At 64.9% G+C, this 14,688-nt stretch carries 16 protein-coding genes; 12 read left to right on the top strand and 4 right to left on the bottom strand.

What is annotated here, in order from left to right; genetic code table 11:
• Window positions 1-127: 127 nt before the first annotated feature.
• From OU995_RS22000 to OU995_RS21950, 11 genes are all read left to right on the top strand, one after another.
• Window positions 128-661: a Fe-S cluster assembly transcription factor gene (locus OU995_RS22000; protein WP_058934757.1), complete on the top strand. Its 534-nt coding sequence runs from the start codon at window positions 128-130 to the stop codon at window positions 659-661.
• Between the two features lie 22 nt (window positions 662-683).
• Window positions 684-1,904: an IscS subfamily cysteine desulfurase gene (locus OU995_RS21995; RefSeq protein WP_267832266.1), complete on the top strand. Its 1,221-nt coding sequence runs from the start codon at window positions 684-686 to the stop codon at window positions 1,902-1,904.
• A 57-nt stretch (window positions 1,905-1,961) separates the two neighbouring features.
• Window positions 1,962-2,348 carry a Fe-S cluster assembly scaffold IscU gene (iscU, locus tag OU995_RS21990; RefSeq protein ID WP_267832265.1) on the top strand — a complete coding sequence of 129 codons (387 nt, stop codon included), beginning with the start codon at window positions 1,962-1,964 and terminating at the stop codon, window positions 2,346-2,348.
• A 17-nt stretch (window positions 2,349-2,365) separates the two neighbouring features.
• Window positions 2,366-2,689: an iron-sulfur cluster assembly protein IscA gene (gene iscA / locus OU995_RS21985; protein WP_267832264.1), complete on the top strand. Its 324-nt coding sequence runs from the start codon at window positions 2,366-2,368 to the stop codon at window positions 2,687-2,689.
• 306 nt (window positions 2,690-2,995) lie between these two features.
• Complete coding sequence (gene hscB, locus OU995_RS21980; RefSeq protein ID WP_267832263.1) at window positions 2,996-3,520, top strand: Fe-S protein assembly co-chaperone HscB; 525 nt, start codon at window positions 2,996-2,998, stop codon at window positions 3,518-3,520.
• A gap of 89 nt (window positions 3,521-3,609) precedes the next feature.
• Window positions 3,610-5,466 (top strand): Fe-S protein assembly chaperone HscA, encoded by a 1,857-nt coding sequence (hscA, locus tag OU995_RS21975; RefSeq protein ID WP_267832262.1) that lies wholly within the window; start codon window positions 3,610-3,612, stop codon window positions 5,464-5,466.
• 31 nt (window positions 5,467-5,497) lie between these two features.
• The gene (gene fdx, locus OU995_RS21970; protein WP_267832261.1) at window positions 5,498-5,836 is read left to right on the top strand and encodes an ISC system 2Fe-2S type ferredoxin; all 339 of its coding nucleotides are present in this window, start codon (window positions 5,498-5,500) and stop codon (window positions 5,834-5,836) included.
• A gap of 15 nt (window positions 5,837-5,851) precedes the next feature.
• Window positions 5,852-6,892 (top strand): tRNA (adenosine(37)-N6)-threonylcarbamoyltransferase complex transferase subunit TsaD, encoded by a 1,041-nt coding sequence (gene tsaD, locus OU995_RS21965; protein ID WP_267832260.1) that lies wholly within the window; start codon window positions 5,852-5,854, stop codon window positions 6,890-6,892.
• Window positions 6,893-7,124: 232 nt separating this feature from the next.
• Entirely contained in the window at window positions 7,125-8,354 is a 1,230-nt protein-coding gene (locus OU995_RS21960; RefSeq protein ID WP_267836334.1) for a branched-chain amino acid ABC transporter substrate-binding protein, read from the top strand.
• A 187-nt stretch (window positions 8,355-8,541) separates the two neighbouring features.
• The gene (locus OU995_RS21955) at window positions 8,542-9,864 is read left to right on the top strand and encodes an MFS transporter (RefSeq protein WP_267832259.1); all 1,323 of its coding nucleotides are present in this window, start codon (window positions 8,542-8,544) and stop codon (window positions 9,862-9,864) included.
• A gap of 92 nt (window positions 9,865-9,956) precedes the next feature.
• Complete coding sequence (locus OU995_RS21950) at window positions 9,957-10,634, top strand: response regulator (protein WP_267832258.1); 678 nt, start codon at window positions 9,957-9,959, stop codon at window positions 10,632-10,634.
• A 12-nt stretch (window positions 10,635-10,646) separates the two neighbouring features.
• On the opposite strand, the gene OU995_RS21945 is transcribed toward OU995_RS21950, so the two are convergent.
• Together OU995_RS21945 and OU995_RS21940 are read right to left on the bottom strand one after the other, a co-directional pair.
• Window positions 10,647-10,862 carry a CsbD family protein gene (locus OU995_RS21945; RefSeq protein ID WP_267832257.1) on the bottom strand — a complete coding sequence of 72 codons (216 nt, stop codon included), beginning with the start codon at window positions 10,860-10,862 and terminating at the stop codon, window positions 10,647-10,649.
• Window positions 10,863-11,046: 184 nt separating this feature from the next.
• Window positions 11,047-11,262: a hypothetical protein gene (locus OU995_RS21940; protein WP_267832256.1), complete on the bottom strand. Its 216-nt coding sequence runs from the start codon at window positions 11,260-11,262 to the stop codon at window positions 11,047-11,049.
• A 555-nt stretch (window positions 11,263-11,817) separates the two neighbouring features.
• Here OU995_RS21940 and OU995_RS21935 point away from each other — a divergent pair.
• Complete coding sequence (locus OU995_RS21935) at window positions 11,818-12,141, top strand: hypothetical protein (protein WP_267832255.1); 324 nt, start codon at window positions 11,818-11,820, stop codon at window positions 12,139-12,141.
• Window positions 12,142-12,244: 103 nt separating this feature from the next.
• Here OU995_RS21935 and OU995_RS21930 read toward each other — a convergent pair whose 3' ends face one another.
• Window positions 12,245-12,586 carry a PRC-barrel domain-containing protein gene (locus OU995_RS21930; protein ID WP_267832254.1) on the bottom strand — a complete coding sequence of 114 codons (342 nt, stop codon included), beginning with the start codon at window positions 12,584-12,586 and terminating at the stop codon, window positions 12,245-12,247.
• A gap of 43 nt (window positions 12,587-12,629) precedes the next feature.
• The gene (locus tag OU995_RS21925; protein WP_267832253.1) at window positions 12,630-14,552 is read right to left on the bottom strand and encodes a carbamoyltransferase; all 1,923 of its coding nucleotides are present in this window, start codon (window positions 14,550-14,552) and stop codon (window positions 12,630-12,632) included.
• Window positions 14,553-14,688: the final 136 nt, after the last annotated feature.

Raw genomic sequence — 14,688 nt, 5'->3', positions numbered from 1 at the left:
AAGAATCTCCATAACCTAGTAGAATGCTCGGACATAGCAGGGGGTTAACCCTGCTCCGTGAGTCGGCCCGGAAGTTTGGGCTGTTGCCTCAAGGTCCTGATGCCTGTTTAGGCCAAGGAGAAGTTCGATGCGTCTCACCACCAAAGGTCGTTTTGCCGTCACCGCGATGATTGATCTGGCGCTGCGTGAAAACAGCGGCCCCGTCGCGCTTGCGGCAATCAGCCAGCGCCAACAGATCTCGCTGTCCTATCTGGAGCAGCTGTTTGGCAAGCTGCGTCGCCACCAGCTGGTCGAAAGCACCCGCGGCCCCGGCGGCGGCTACTCCCTGGGCCGTCGCTCGGATGAAATCACCGTGGCCGACATCATTGTCGCGGTCGATGAACCGATTGATGCCACCGGCTGCGGCGGCAAGGAAAACTGCATGGGCGACGACACCGGTCGGTGCATCACCCATGACCTGTGGACGGCCCTGAACAACAAGATGATCGAGTATCTCGACTCGGTGACGCTGCGCAAGCTGGTGGATGACCAGTTGGCCAAGGGTGTGACCGTGGAAGAGGCACCCATCAAGCGGGCCATCTCCACCACGCCGGTCGTCAAGCCGATCCGCATCACCGCCCCCAATTCCGTGTTCGCTCTGGGCAATGCCTTGAGCAAGTGAAGCCATAAGAAGAACTGTTCCCATGGACATGACCCCGCATTTCCCCATCTACATGGACTACGGCGCCACGACGCCGGTGGATCCGCGCGTCGTTGACGCGATGATTCCCTGGCTGCGCGAGCATTTCGGCAACCCGGCGTCTCGTAGCCATGCCTGGGGCTGGGAAGCGGAAGAGGCGGTGGAAAAGGCTCGCGGCCAGGTGGCCGCCCTGATCAATGCCGACCCGCGTGAAATTGTCTGGACCTCCGGCGCGACCGAATCCAACAACCTGGCCATCAAGGGCGCCGCTCACTTCTACAAGACGCGTGGCAAGCATCTCATCACCATCAAGACCGAACACAAGGCGGTGCTGGACACCACCCGTGAATTGGAACGGCAGGGTTTTGAGGTCACCTACCTGGACGTGCAGGAAAACGGTCTGATTGATCTGGACGTGCTCAAGGCGGCCATCCGCCCGGACACCATCCTGATCTCGGTCATGTTCGTGAACAACGAAATCGGCGTGATCCAGGACATCCCGACCATCGGCACGCTGTGCCGGGAAAAGGGCATCATCTTCCACGTGGACGCCGCGCAGGCGACCGGCAAGGTGGAGATCGACCTGGCCACACTGCCGGTGGACCTGATGAGCCTGGCCTCGCACAAGAGCTACGGCCCCAAGGGCATCGGCGCGCTGTATGTGCGTCGCAAGCCGCGGGTGCGTCTGGAAGCTCAGATGCATGGCGGTGGTCACGAGCGCGGCCTGCGTTCCGGCACGCTGCCCACCCACCAGATCGTGGGCATGGGTGAAGCCTTCCGGATTGCCAAGGAAGAAATGGCAACTGAACTGCCGCGCATCAAGGCGCTGCAGCAGCGGCTGCTGGATGGCCTGAAGGACATCGAACAGGTCTTCATCAATGGCGACCTCACCCGCCGCGTGCCCCACAACGTCAACGCCTCCTTCAATTTCGTCGAGGGCGAGTCGCTGATCATGGGCATCAAGGGTATTGCCGTGTCCTCCGGTTCGGCCTGCACCTCGGCCAGCCTGGAGCCCAGCTATGTGCTGCGCGCCCTGGGCCGCAGCGACGAACTGGCGCACTCCTCGCTGCGCATGACCATCGGCCGGTTCACGACCGAAGAAGAAATCGACTACGCCGTGTCGCTGTTGAAGGACCGCGTGACCAAGCTGCGTGAACTCTCGCCGCTGTGGGATATGTACAAGGAAGGCATCGACATCAGCACCATCCAGTGGGCGGCCCACTGAGCCGCGCTGAAGCTGAAGCGACGCATCGAGACATCACAAAAACGTTGGAGAACGACCATGGCATACAGTGACAAAGTGCTGGACCACTACGACAACCCCCGCAATGTCGGTGGCTTCGAAAAGGGCGACGACTCGGTGGGCACCGGCATGGTGGGCGCCCCCGCCTGCGGTGACGTGATGCGCCTGCAGATCAAGGTGAATCCGTCGACCGGCCTGATCGAGGACGCCAAGTTCAAGACCTACGGCTGTGGTTCGGCCATCGCCTCCAGCTCGCTGGTGACCGAGTGGGTGAAGGGCAAGTCGCTGGACGAAGCGCTGACCATCAAGAACACCCACATCGCCGAAGAGCTGGCGCTGCCGCCGGTGAAGATCCACTGCTCCATCCTGGCTGAAGACGCCATCAAGGCGGCTGTGGACGATTACCGCGCCAAGCACGCCCAATAAGGCGGGCGGGATCCATCATGTCTGTCACTCTGACTGAAGCCGCAGCGCGCCATGTGACGCGCTACATCTCCAAACGGGGACGTGGCGTGGGTGTGCGCCTGGGCGTGAAGACCACCGGCTGCTCGGGTCTGGCCTACAAGCTTGAATACGCCGACGAAGTGGCGCCGGAAGACGTGGTTTTTGAAGGCCATGGCGTGAAGGTGCTGGTGGACCCCAAGAGCCTGCCTTACCTGGACGGCACCGAGCTGGATTTCGTCCGCGAAGGCCTGAACGAAGGATTCAAGTTCCGCAACCCGCGCGAGAAAGATCGCTGTGGGTGTGGCGAATCTTTCAGGATCTGACCCCCCCTACCGACTGCGTCGGCCCCCCCCAGGGGGGCGAGCCCGGTGGACTGGCGGAGCCAGTCCACGGGCTCCGCTGGAGGGGGGTGGCGCTGCGCGCACCCATTCAGGAAGCGTTGGCTGGTGTTCGTTGGCTGTTGTGCGTTCGGTGGCGGGCACTTCTGGGGCAGCGCAGGCTGGGGTTGGTGGGGCTGCCGCACGAGAGTGCGGGGCTGGCGAAGGCTTTGAGTCTCCTTGATGGCGATGAACCGCGGGTGAGCCGGGGCGTTCGTGCTTGGGGAGCGTTTTTGTGGATCGTATCGGGCTGTGAAACTGGACGACGACGACTTTGCTTTGTTTGGGTTGCCGGCTCGGTTCGAGCAGGACAACGCCGACATGGCCGCCCGCTGGAAGGCGCTGGCGGCAAAGGTGCATCCCGATCGATTTGCAGCCGATGGCGCCGCGTCCCAGCGTTTGGCGATGCAATGGGCTCTGCGGGTGAACGAGGCCTATCAACGGCTGAAAGACCCGCTCAAGCGCGCCGCGTATCTGTGTGAGCTGCGCGGCGCTCCCATCGAAGCCAACGAAAACACCAGCATGCCTGCGGCTTTCCTGATGGAACAGATGGAATGGCGGGAGTCGCTGGACGACGCCCGCTCCAGCGCAGCAATCCTGGCCATCGACAAGGACGTGGCGCAGCGGGAACGCGCGCTGCTGGCTCAGGCCGGTCAGGCGCTTGATGAGCGCCAGCAACCCGCCGAAGCCGCCCAGGCCGTTCGTGCGCTGATGTTCCTCTCCCGTTTTCGAGCCGATATCGACAAGCGTCTGGAAGCCCTGGACGAATCGTCCTGAGGCACCCACCGACGCGGCCCGCCCGCTCGTTTGCCCTTGCTGCCGTGCCCCCACGGCAGCCCACCAGAACAAGAAAAGAGTCCTCCATCATGGCCTTGCTCCAGATCTCTGAACCCGGCGCCTCGCCCGATCCACACCAGCGCCGCATTGCGGTCGGCATCGACCTGGGCACCACCCATTCGCTGGTGGCGGCCGTGCGCCATGGCGTGTCGGAATGCCTGCCGGATGAGCAGGGCCGCGTGATTCTGCCGTCGGCCGTGCGCCTGTTGCCGCAAGGCCGCCGCCAGATCGGCTTCGACGCCCTGGCCGCCCAGGCCGATGACCCCGAAAACACCATCGTCTCGGTCAAGCGCTTCATGGGCCGCCGTGTGGACGACGTGGTGGGCCGTGAGCAGTTGCCCTATCAATTCGAAGACACCCCCGGCATGCTGAGCCTGGTGACCCGCGAGGGCCGCAAGTCGCCGGTGGAGATTTCCGCCGAGATCCTGGCCACGCTGCGTCAGCGGGCCGAAGACACCTTTAATGACGATCTGTTCGGCGCGGTCATCACCGTGCCGGCCTATTTCGACGACGCCCAGCGTCAGGCCACCAAGGACGCCGCCCAGTTGGCGGGCCTGAATGTGCTGCGCCTGATCAATGAGCCGACCGCCGCTGCCATCGCGTATGGGCTGGATAACGGCAGCGAAGGCCTGTATGCCGTCTATGACCTCGGCGGCGGCACCTTCGACATCTCGCTGCTACGCCTGACGCGTGGTGTGTTCGAGGTGGTGGCGACCGGCGGTGATGCGCAACTGGGCGGCGACGACTTCGACCGCCTGCTGGCCGACTGGGCCCTGCAACAGGCCGGCCTGGCCGTGCGCAGCGCGCAGGACAAGCGCCGTGTGCTGGTGGCCGCCCGCGCCGCGAAGGAAAGCCTGACCGACCATGCACAGGTCACCCTGAGCGCGCAACTGGACGTCGGTGCGCTGCGGGTGGATGTGAGCCGTGACCAGTTCGACACCCTCAGCCGCAGCCTGGTCGACAAGACCCTGCTGGCCGTGCGCCGTGTGCTGCGCGATGCCAAGGTGAGCGCCGATGAGGTCCAGGGGACGGTGATGGTGGGCGGCTCCACCCGCATGCCGGTCGTCCGCCGCGCGGTGAGTGAGCTGTTCGGTCGCGAAGTGCTGACCAATCTGAACCCCGATGAGGTGGTGGCCCTGGGCGCTGCGCTGCAGGCCAATCAGCTTGCCGGCAACAGCGCCGATGGCGAGATCCTGCTGCTGGACGTGATCCCGCTGTCGCTGGGCCTGGAAACCATGGGCGGACTGGTGGAGCGCATCATCGAGCGCAATGCCACCATCCCCGTGGCCAAGGCCCAGGACTTCACCACCTTCAAGGATGGCCAGACGGCACTGGCGGTGCATGTGCTGCAAGGGGAGCGCGAGCTGGTGAGTGAATGCCGCTCGCTGGCGCGTTTCGAACTGCGGGGCATTCCGCCGATGGCCGCCGGTGCTGCCCGCATCCGCGTCAGCTTCCAGGTGGATGCGGACGGCCTGCTGAGCGTGTCCGCCCGGGAGATGACCTCCGGTGTGGAAGCCGCCGTGCAGGTGAAACCCAGCTACGGCCTGTCGGACGACCAGATCGCCACCATGCTGCGTGAAGGCTTTGCCAGCGCCGAAAGCGATATGCAGGCCCGCAAGCTGCGCGAGGCGCGGGTGGATGCCGAGCGTATGCTGCTGGCCACCGCTTCTGCCCTGAAGGCCGATGGTGACCTGCTCAGCGAAGCCGAACGTCAGGCGATTGCAGCGCTGGAAGCGGACGTGCGCACACGCGCCCAGTCCGAGGATGCCGACGCGATCACCGCCGCCGTCGAGGCGCTGGCCAAGGGCACCGAGGCCTTTGCGGCGGCCCGCATGAACCGCGGCATTCAGCAGGCCCTGACCGGCCGCAGCATCGATTCGGTCTGACCCCGGCAGCCCAGGCGACCAAGGAACCCCCATGACCATCATCAAGATCCTCCCCCATCCCGAATACTGCCCCGACGGCCGCACGCTGGAGGTGCCTGCCGGCACGTCCATCTGCGAGGCCCTGCTGGACAACGGCGTCGAGATTGAACATGCCTGCGACCAGGTCTGTGCCTGCACCACCTGCCACGTGATCGTGCGCGAAGGGTTTGCGTCGCTGTCCGAGATGGAAGAGAACGAGGAGGACATGCTGGACCGCGCCTGGGGCCTGGAGCCCCATTCGCGCTTGTCCTGCCAGGCCATCCTCTCCAACACGCCGGTGACGGTCGAGATTCCCAAATACTCGATCAATCACGCCAAAGAAAACCACTGACCCGCGGTCCCGTCCATGCGCGTCCTCGGCATTGAATCTTCCTGCGACGAAACCGGCGTGGCGCTGGTGGATGCCTCTGGCGACGGCGTGCCGCGCCTGCTGGCCCATGCGCTGCACAGCCAGATCAGCATGCATCAGGCCTATGGCGGCGTGGTGCCCGAGCTGGCCTCGCGCGACCACATCCGCCGGGTACTGCCGCTGACCCGGGAAGTACTGATCGGCGCGGGGCTGTCGCTGCAGGATGTGGATGTGGTGGCCTACACCCAGGGCCCGGGGCTGGCCGGCGCGTTGCTGGTGGGTGCCGGCGTGGCGGCTTCGCTGGGGGCGGCGCTGGACCGGCCAGTGCTGGGCGTGCATCACCTGGAAGGCCATTTGCTGTCCCCCTTCCTGTCTGCGGACCCGCCTGAATTCCCCTTCGTGGCGCTGCTGGTGTCCGGGGGCCACACGCAGCTGATGCGGGTGGACGATGTGGGCAGCTATGAGCTGCTGGGCGAGACCATCGACGATGCCGCAGGCGAGGCGTTCGACAAGTCCGCCAAGCTGCTGGGCCTGCCTTACCCGGGCGGGCCGCATCTGTCGAAGCTGGCCGAAAGCGGCCAGCCGGACGCCTTTGCCTTGCCGCGTCCGTTGCTGCATAGCGGCAAACCCGATTTCAGCTTTGCGGGCCTCAAAACCGCCGTGCTGACCCAGGTGCGCCGCCTGGAGCAGCAGCCCGGTGGCATCACCGACACGCAGCGTGCGGACCTGGCTGCGTCCACCCAGGCGGCCATCGTTGAAGTGCTGGTGAAAAAAGCGATGCTGGCGCTGAAGGAGACCGGGCTCAAGCGCCTGGTCGTGGCCGGGGGCGTGGGGGCCAACCGTCACCTGCGGGAACAGCTCAATGCGGCCTGCGAGCGCCGCAAGGTGCGGGTGCACTATCCCGAATTGCATCTGTGCACCGACAACGGCGCCATGATCGCCCTGGCCGCAGCCTTGCGGCTGCAGCGTGACATGGCCTCGCTCACCCGTGGGGGTGGGTTCGAGGTGAAGCCGCGCTGGGACCTGGCGTCCCTCTGACCGGAGTCTGCACGTGAGGGCTTGTGTGCGGCATCGGCCGCTGGTGTCGCTGTCGTGGATCTTCGAACTGTTCGGCGTCTTGGGGCGCTTCGGCCTGTGCGGCAAGTACGGCAAGTGCGGCAAGTACGGCAAGTACGGCCGCTTTGCGCTTGGTCGGCGCCAGGGCCTCTTGCTGGCGCCCGCGAAGATCGCGCTGTGCCTGGTCCTGCCGCTGTGGGTCCTCACCGTCCCGATGCGGGCCTTTGCAGCGGCTGCCGACCCCATCCGGCTTGGATTGATTGAAGGCTTGTCCGGCCCGCTGGGCAATGGGGGCGAAGCCGTCTTTCGCAATCTGGTCTGGGCGACTGAGCGGGTCAATGCACGCGGCGGTGTGAAGCTGCCAGGCGGGGCGAGGCCGCTGGACGTGGTGCGCTACGACAGCAAGGGCTCGGTGGAAGAGTCCCTGTCGATGCTGCGGGCCGCCACCGGGCAGGGCGTGAAAGTGGTGCTGCAGGGCAACAGCTCGGCGGTGGCCAGCGCGCTCATCAGCGCCCTGGACAAGCAGAACGAACGGGATCCGCAGCATCGCGCCTTGCTGCTGAACTATGCGGCGGTGGACCCGCTGCTGACCGGCGCGCAATGCAGCTTCTGGCACTTCCGGTTTGACGCCCATACCGACATGCGGCTGGCCGCGCTGGTGGAAGTCATCGCGCAGGACCGGCAACTGAAGAAGCTCTATCTGATCGGGCAGGACTACAGCTTTGGCCAGCATCTGCGGACGCAGGCCCGAGCCATGCTGGCGCAGCGCCGGCCGGACCTGGAGATCGTCGGCGACGAACTGCATCCGCTCGGCCGGGTGAAGGACTTCATGCCCTACGCCACCAAGATCCGTGCCAGCGGCGCTCAGGCCGTGCTGACCGGCAACTGGGGCAATGACCTGACGCTGCTGATCAAATCGGCCCGGGACCTGGGCCTCAACACCCGCTTCTACACCTTCTACGGCAATGCCCTGGGTGTGCCTGGCGTGCTGGGTGAGGCGGGCGTCGACCGGGTGCTGGCGGTGGCGGAGTGGCATCCCAACGTGGGGGACATGGCGTCCGAGCGCTTCTACAAGGCGTTCCGCCAACGCTTTCCCAAGCCGGAGGACGACTACCTGCATGCCCGCATGCAGTTGATGGTGGAGATGCTGGTGGCGGCGATGGAAAAGGCCGGCACCGACGAACCCCGTGCGGTCGCCCTGTCGCTGGAGAACCTGCGGCTGGATGGCCGGACCTTGGGCGTGGCCCACCAGGGCTGGATGCGCCCGGTGGACCATCAACTGCAGCAGCCGCTCTATGTGAGCATCATGCGGCGCGCGGGGGAGGCGGGTGTGCCGCACGACAACGAGGGGTCGGGTTACGGGTTTCGCACCCTGCGATACCTTGACGCCAGCCAGGCGGCACAGCCTGAAACCGCGTGCCACATGAAGCGGCCGGCGTCCTGACGGCCATGCGGGCCTCGGGCGCGGTCACCGCCCGCCGCCGCCCCAGCGCGCACAACAGCACCAGACGGCTGGCTACACTCGACGGTTTCCGGTCCGGCCGGCAAGGCCCGCCGAAGCACAATCTCATCGCTGCAGGATGGCCCCGCCCGTGAGTGCTCCTTCATCAACGCCAGGATCGACGTCCACATTGACGTCCACCTCGACCTCCACATCAGCACCCACGCCCGACCCGGCCGAAGACCGCGCCGACAAGCCCAATGTCTTCGGCCAGCGCGCATTCACCACCTTCCTCGCCGCGCGGCTGCTGGCCGTGCTGGCCGGTCAGATCCAGGCGGTGGTGGTGGCCTGGCAGGTCTATGACCTCACCCGTCAGCCCCTGGCGCTGGCCTATGTGGGCCTGGCGCAGTTCCTGCCGATGCTGCTCCTGCTGCTGCCCGCCGGTGACCTGATCGATCGATTCAGCCGCAAGCCGATCCTGGCCATGAGCTGGGCCCTGAGTGGCCTGTGCGGCGGCGCCCTCTGGTGGCTGGCCGGTCATGGTCATACAGGGGTGAGCGGCATCTATGCGGTGCTGGTGGTGTTCGGCTGCGCACGGGCGTTCTCCGGTCCGGCGCTGCAAAGCCTGCTGCCGCAGGTTGTGCCGCGTGAACAGCTGGCCCAGGCCATTGCCGCCAACAGCATGCTGATGCGTGCGGCCAACATCGGTGGCCCCTTCCTCGGTGGCCTGTTGTATGCCTACGGCGGCGCCCCGCTCACCTTTGCCGTCTGCTTCATCTGCTTTGCGCTGGGAACTGTGCTGTTTGTGTTGGGCGTCCGGGTACGGCCGGTGGCGGTTTCGCTGGCAGCCACCCAGGGCAACATCTGGCAACGGTTTGGCGCCGGCATCCATTTCATCCGCACCCGTCCCATCATTCTCGGCACGATCTCGCTGGACCTGTTTGCCGTGCTGCTGGGGGGTGTGGTTGCGCTGCTCCCCATCTACGCGGCCGAAGTCCTGCATGCCGGCCCGCAGGGCCTGGGCGCCTTGCGCAGTGCCATTGCGGTGGGGGAGGTGAGCGCCGGGCTCTACCTCAGCATGCGCCCCTTCGACCGTCAGGTGGGCCGCACCATGTTCATCGCCGTGGCCGTCTTTGGCCTGGCCAACCTGGTGTTTTCCTTGTCCACCACCTTCTGGCTGTCCTTTGCCGCCCTGATGCTGGCCGGAGCGGCGGACATGGTCAGTGTCTACATCCGCGGCGCGCTGGTGCAGTTTTCCACACCGGACGACATGCGGGGCCGGGTGAACGCGGTGAACATGCTGTTCATCGGCTCCTCCAATGAGCTGGGTGAATTCCGGGCGGGCAGCGCTGCTGCGGCGCTCGGCGTGGTGCCTGCGGCTGTCACCGGGGCGCTGTGCACCCTGGGCGTGGTCAGTGCGTGGGCGGTGCTCTTCAAGCCTTTGCGCAAGGTCAACCGCTTTGAAGAGGCCACACCGGCCATCACCACGGAAAAGTCAGGCTCGGCCGCCTGAGCGTCCCTGGTTGAAAGTCCTAACTCCATCGGGTTATCGACGTTGTAGGGACTTCTGGCGAAGATGCGTGCCGTTCCGTTATCGTACGAAGCATGCCCGAGGTCCCTGACGCTTTTGATGCTCACCCCCTGCAGCCCGGCACCGGGCGTCTGCAGTCGCCCATCCGTATCCTGACGGTGGACGACCACCCACTGCTGCGGGAAGGCATTGCGGGCACTCTGGAGGACGAAGCGGATCTGCGCCTGGTGGCCGAAGCCGCGAGCGGGCAGGAAGCGTTGGCCAGGTTCCGGGAGCATCGTCCGGACATCACGCTCATGGATGTGCGCCTGCCTGACATGGACGGCATCGACTGCATGACGGCCCTGCGGCAGGAGTTTCCGGATGCCCGCATCATCATCCTCACCACCTACCGGGGCGATGTGCAGGTGCGGCGCGCCCTGGCCGGTGGTGCCATGGGCTATCTGCTCAAGAGCATGCTGCGCAAGGACCTGGTGGACACCATCCGCGCCGTGCATGACGGCCAGCGCTGCATTCCGGGCGAAATCGCCCGCATGCTGGACGAAGATTCGGAAGGCAGCCTGTCCCCCCGCGAGATCGAGGTGCTGCGCCTCGTCGCCGAAGGCCGATCCAACAAGCGGGTGGGGGTGGAACTGGGCGTCAGCGAAGAAACGGTGAAGATGCACATGAAGAGTGTGCTCTCCAAGCTCCATGCCAACGACCGCACCCATGCGGTTACGATTGCTCTCAAGCGCGGCTACTTTTCGCCCTGACTGGTCTTTTGATCAGCTCAGCCAACGGTCGTCGGCATTCTTCTGCCAGGCGTCCAGCTGGCGATCTGCTTCGTCACGGGCAATGCCATAACGTTCCTGGATCTTGCCCGCCAGCTGGTCACGCTGGCCGGCGATGACGTCGATGTCATCGTCGGTGAGCTTGCCCCATTGCTCACGGACCTTGCCCTTGATTTGGGTCCAGTTGCCTTCGATTCGGTCCCAGTTCATGGTGAACTCCTTTCGCTGTCTGCCACTGTCTGCCGCTGTGTGCCGCTGGCTGCGGCCGGTTGCGGAATGACTTCACTTTAAGAATTTCTCCACACAAGCTGGGTCAGACAAACAACGAAGCGGGTGTAGGACATCCGGCAGTTCATCGGCGCTCGCGAAGCATTCAACCAACGCCGCGTGGTGCTCAGTGTTTCAAGATGGCAGGTGGCAGGTAATCTTTGCCAACCATTGCACGGGCAAAGAGGTAGTTGTTACGCGCTCGCATTGGCAAGCTGTCGAGATCCACATGGCCTTCATGGTCACAAGGGAAGGACATGGCGCGACCCGGATCGAACATCGATTCGAAGCGGACTTCGTATTGCTGCAGGCTGTCTGCGGCGGAGATGCTGAGGGAGCTCAATGGATTTCTCCTTGGGAGAGGCTTTGATTCAACTATCGGCGCTGAGTCGAGCCACGCCCATAGGCGCATCTCGGTGTTGCGTGTCGGCCATGCGAACCGAACCCTGTACGGTTTCGTCCTACACACGCATTGCAAGCGGTGGTCCCGGCCTGCGCTGACCGTACGTCGGCGTACGGCACCCAAGGTGCCTGTCACCATCAGCGCCTGACCGGTTGAATCTGCGCCACCGGCGGCTTGCCCTGGCGCGGTTCTGTCCCTGATTGGCGCGCGTGGGACTGCGCCTACACCAGCGCGCGGCTTCCGCCGCTTCGCTGGAGGGTGGGGTCCAGGTGAACATGGCTGCATCGCAACCCGTTCTTCTCCCGGTCCTGTCTCTCAGCCGGCCCATGCGCCACAGGCTCCGACTGCGGTGCATATCGCAAGCTTCGTGAGGTCTTTGATGGATGACATGCTCCTGCTGATGACACTGGCTTCCTGCACCGCCACGGCCCTGGCCTTGCGGCTGTGGCAGTTTCTGGAGGACCTGGGACAGGACGATCACCTGGAGGATTCGCCATGAGCGCCCGCCCCCCTTTGCCGCCCGAGCATCCCGCTGACGAGTCCGTGCTCGACGCTTCGGTCGAGATGAAACAGATGGAAGACCAACCGCTGCACCAAAGCGCCTTTGTCTGTGGTGAGGTGTCCTACCGCACCGGCGACGGCCCGATGCTGGAGATCCCGCAGGGCCCCGTGAAAGTGTCCGTGGGCGAGCACGACGTGACGATCGGGTGGGAAGATGAACACGACCGCATGAGTGCCGTGATGCCCCGCACCGAATACGCGCGCTTTGTCGGCACCGGTGCCATCAAGCCCGTGATCCCTGCACGCAGCGAAAGCTGATCCATCCCTTTGCCAATGAAGTACCGTCCCTGAGGGGGACGGAAAAACCGCCCCCGAGGGGGCGGTACTTCATTGCAGGCATGAAAACAGAGAACGAAGGGCCTTACAGCCAGGCCACGCCGTAATAGTCGTAGACCTTGCGGCCGTAATCGTCCGTGTAGTCAGGACGGTCGGTCTGGGCATACCTGGGCGCCTTTTCCAACTGGTCTTCGTGCAGCGGCACGACATAGCCGTCCAGGCCGGTGTCGTACTTCAGCATGTTCCATGGAATCGGATAACGATCGGTGCCGATGCCCATGAAGCCGCCGAATTCCAGTGCGGCGTAACGGACAAGGCCCGATCGCTTGTCGATGACGAGGTTGTCGATGGTGCCGAGCTTGTCGCCATTGCCGTTGTAGACCTTGGTGCCTTCAACACGGTCGGACGGGATGGTAGTGCTTGCCATGGAGTGTCTCCTGGGTGGTTGCTACAAGTGCTTCATTGGCAAATCACGTGCCGCGTCGCTTCGGTTTTTCCAGAATGAAAGACCCGATCACCAGCGCATCCAGCGGCGTGCTGAAGAAGGCCTCGATGGCAGCCTTGGGTGTTCCGACCATCGGCTCCCCGCGCACATTGAAGGAGGTGTTCACCAGCACCGGCACACCGGTGAGCCGCCCCACAGCGCACAGCAGATCGTGAAAGATCGGATTGGTGGCGCTGTCCACCGTCTGGACCCGGGCGGTGTGGTCGGTGTGCAGTGCCGATGGGATGCGCTCCGTCTTGCCGGGCTTCACACGGTAGACGAACAGCATGAAGGGGGACTCGCCCTGGTTGGCGTCCGCCGGCTCAAACCAGTCCGCCAGGTCTTCCCGGTTGATGGCCGGGGCGACAGGGCGGAAGTCCTCACGGTCTTTCAGCTCATTCAACCGTGCCTGCATGGCCGGATCGACCGGCGATGCCAGCAGCGATCGGGCGCCCAGGGCCCGAGGGCCGAATTCCATTCGACCCTGGAACCAAGCGATGACCTTGTTGTCGGCCAGCAGCCGGGCGGTGTCCTCGGCCACGTCCTCGGATTTGCGGTAATCCAGCTGGGCCCAGCGCAGCAAGGCTTCAATCTCTTCATCGGTGAAGGCTGGGCCCAGGTAGGTGTGCTGCATGACCCATGCGCGGGGCGCCAGGGCAAAGCTGCCGCGCTCACCGGTGAGCGGACCTTCCATTTCTGCATGGCCGCCCGCAGCACGCTCCAACACGCGGGTGGCCGCCGCCGTCGCTTGATCTGCCGCCTGGGCATCATCCGGGGCGGCCTGCAACCGTTCTCGTGCGTCCACCCACAACGCCGCCCCCAGCGCGGTGCCCGCATCCCCTGCGGCAGGCTGCACCCAGACCTGCTGGAAGATGCCGGCATCCCGCAGCCGCGCATTCATCACGCAGTTCAACGCCACACCGCCCGCCATGGCGAGTCGGTCTTCTCCGCTGGCTTCGCGCAGCCATCGGGCCAACTTCAGTACCGTGTCCTCCAACACGTCCTGCAGCGACGCTGCCAGGTCCAACTGCTCCTCGGTGATCTGGCTGCCGGAGCGGCGCTTCGGGCCCAACATCCGCGCCAGATCCAGGCGGCGGATTTCATATTGGCCGTCCCGCATCACCTGCACATGCTCCCGCAGCAGATCGGCATATCGGGGCGTGCCCAGTGCCGCCAGGGCCATGACCTTGTATTCATCGCTGGAGTGCAGAAATCCCAGATGCGTCGTCACCTGCTCGTACAGCAGCCCCAGCGAATGGGGCACACGCACTTCACCGAGCGCGTCGTAACGGTTGTGGCGGTAGCGTCCATAAGAGGTGGAGGCGTGCTCGCCGCGCCCGTCCAGCGTCATCACCGCGCAGCTGGAGAAGGGCGCCGCCAGGAAGGCGCTGGCCTGATGGCAGAGGTGATGCGGCACGAAGTGCCAGCGATAAGGGGCGCTGTCATGCGCCACCCCGGCGAAGCGCTTCTTCAGATGATGGGGCACCCCGTCGGTGAACTGTCGTGGCGCATTGAGGATGTACGCGGCAAACAGCGGATCCCACGGGCTCTCCCAGTCCCCAGCGGCGAAGTCGGAAGGGCGAAGGGGCAGGGTGAGGCGCTGGTCCGGCGCCCGTTCACCCATGAAGTGATGCGGGTCGAAGCTGTAGGCCACATGGGAGAGGTCAGCCAGCGTGGCACCGGCTTCCTTCAGGCAATCGTTGATGGCGTGATAGGGCAGCTCCCAGGCGGTGAAGGGCACCGGGCGCTTGCCATGCTTGATGCGGGTGAAACGTTCCTCTTCCGCCGCTGCCAGCACCTCACCGTTGAGCATCAGCGCGGCGGCGGAGTCATGGAAGCTGGCATTGATGCCGAGCGTCAGCATGGGGCGGGAGGAAGGGGATGCAGTGGAGGAAGGGCTGGCGGACATGGGGGGCTCCTGAAGGCAGTTGAATGGCGTGCGGAAGGACGGGGGGGCAGATGTGGGTGGCGTGGGAAGTGAGGAGAGGTCATGGAAGAGCGGGGGTGACAGCCGGGGTGACAGCGGTGGTGACAGCGGCGGTGAC

Origin of the sequence: Roseateles sp. SL47 (assembly GCF_026625885.1) — a bacterium.
Classification (GTDB): Bacteria; Pseudomonadota; Gammaproteobacteria; order Burkholderiales; family Burkholderiaceae_C; genus Roseateles.
This window is presented reverse-complemented; position numbering and strand designations above follow the sequence as displayed.

Bases quoted from the DNA above. Each gene is read 5' to 3' on its own strand.
- OU995_RS22000 (WP_058934757.1), top strand. From the start codon at position 128: ATGCGTCTCACCACCAAAGGTCGTTTTGCCGTCACCGCGATGATTGAT.
- OU995_RS21995 (WP_267832266.1), top strand. From the start codon at position 684: ATGGACATGACCCCGCATTTCCCCATCTACATGGACTACGGCGCCACG.
- iscU (WP_267832265.1), top strand. From the start codon at position 1,962: ATGGCATACAGTGACAAAGTGCTGGACCACTACGACAACCCCCGCAAT.
- iscA (WP_267832264.1), top strand. From the start codon at position 2,366: ATGTCTGTCACTCTGACTGAAGCCGCAGCGCGCCATGTGACGCGCTAC.
- hscA (WP_267832262.1), top strand. From the start codon at position 3,610: ATGGCCTTGCTCCAGATCTCTGAACCCGGCGCCTCGCCCGATCCACAC.
- fdx (WP_267832261.1), top strand. From the start codon at position 5,498: ATGACCATCATCAAGATCCTCCCCCATCCCGAATACTGCCCCGACGGC.
- tsaD (WP_267832260.1), top strand. From the start codon at position 5,852: ATGCGCGTCCTCGGCATTGAATCTTCCTGCGACGAAACCGGCGTGGCG.
- OU995_RS21960 (WP_267836334.1), top strand. From the start codon at position 7,125: ATGCGGGCCTTTGCAGCGGCTGCCGACCCCATCCGGCTTGGATTGATT.
- OU995_RS21950 (WP_267832258.1), top strand. From the start codon at position 9,957: ATGCCCGAGGTCCCTGACGCTTTTGATGCTCACCCCCTGCAGCCCGGC.
- OU995_RS21945 (WP_267832257.1), bottom strand. From the start codon at position 10,862: ATGAACTGGGACCGAATCGAAGGCAACTGGACCCAAATCAAGGGCAAG.
- OU995_RS21935 (WP_267832255.1), top strand. From the start codon at position 11,818: ATGAGCGCCCGCCCCCCTTTGCCGCCCGAGCATCCCGCTGACGAGTCC.
- OU995_RS21930 (WP_267832254.1), bottom strand. From the start codon at position 12,586: ATGGCAAGCACTACCATCCCGTCCGACCGTGTTGAAGGCACCAAGGTC.
- OU995_RS21925 (WP_267832253.1), bottom strand. From the start codon at position 14,552: ATGTCCGCCAGCCCTTCCTCCACTGCATCCCCTTCCTCCCGCCCCATG.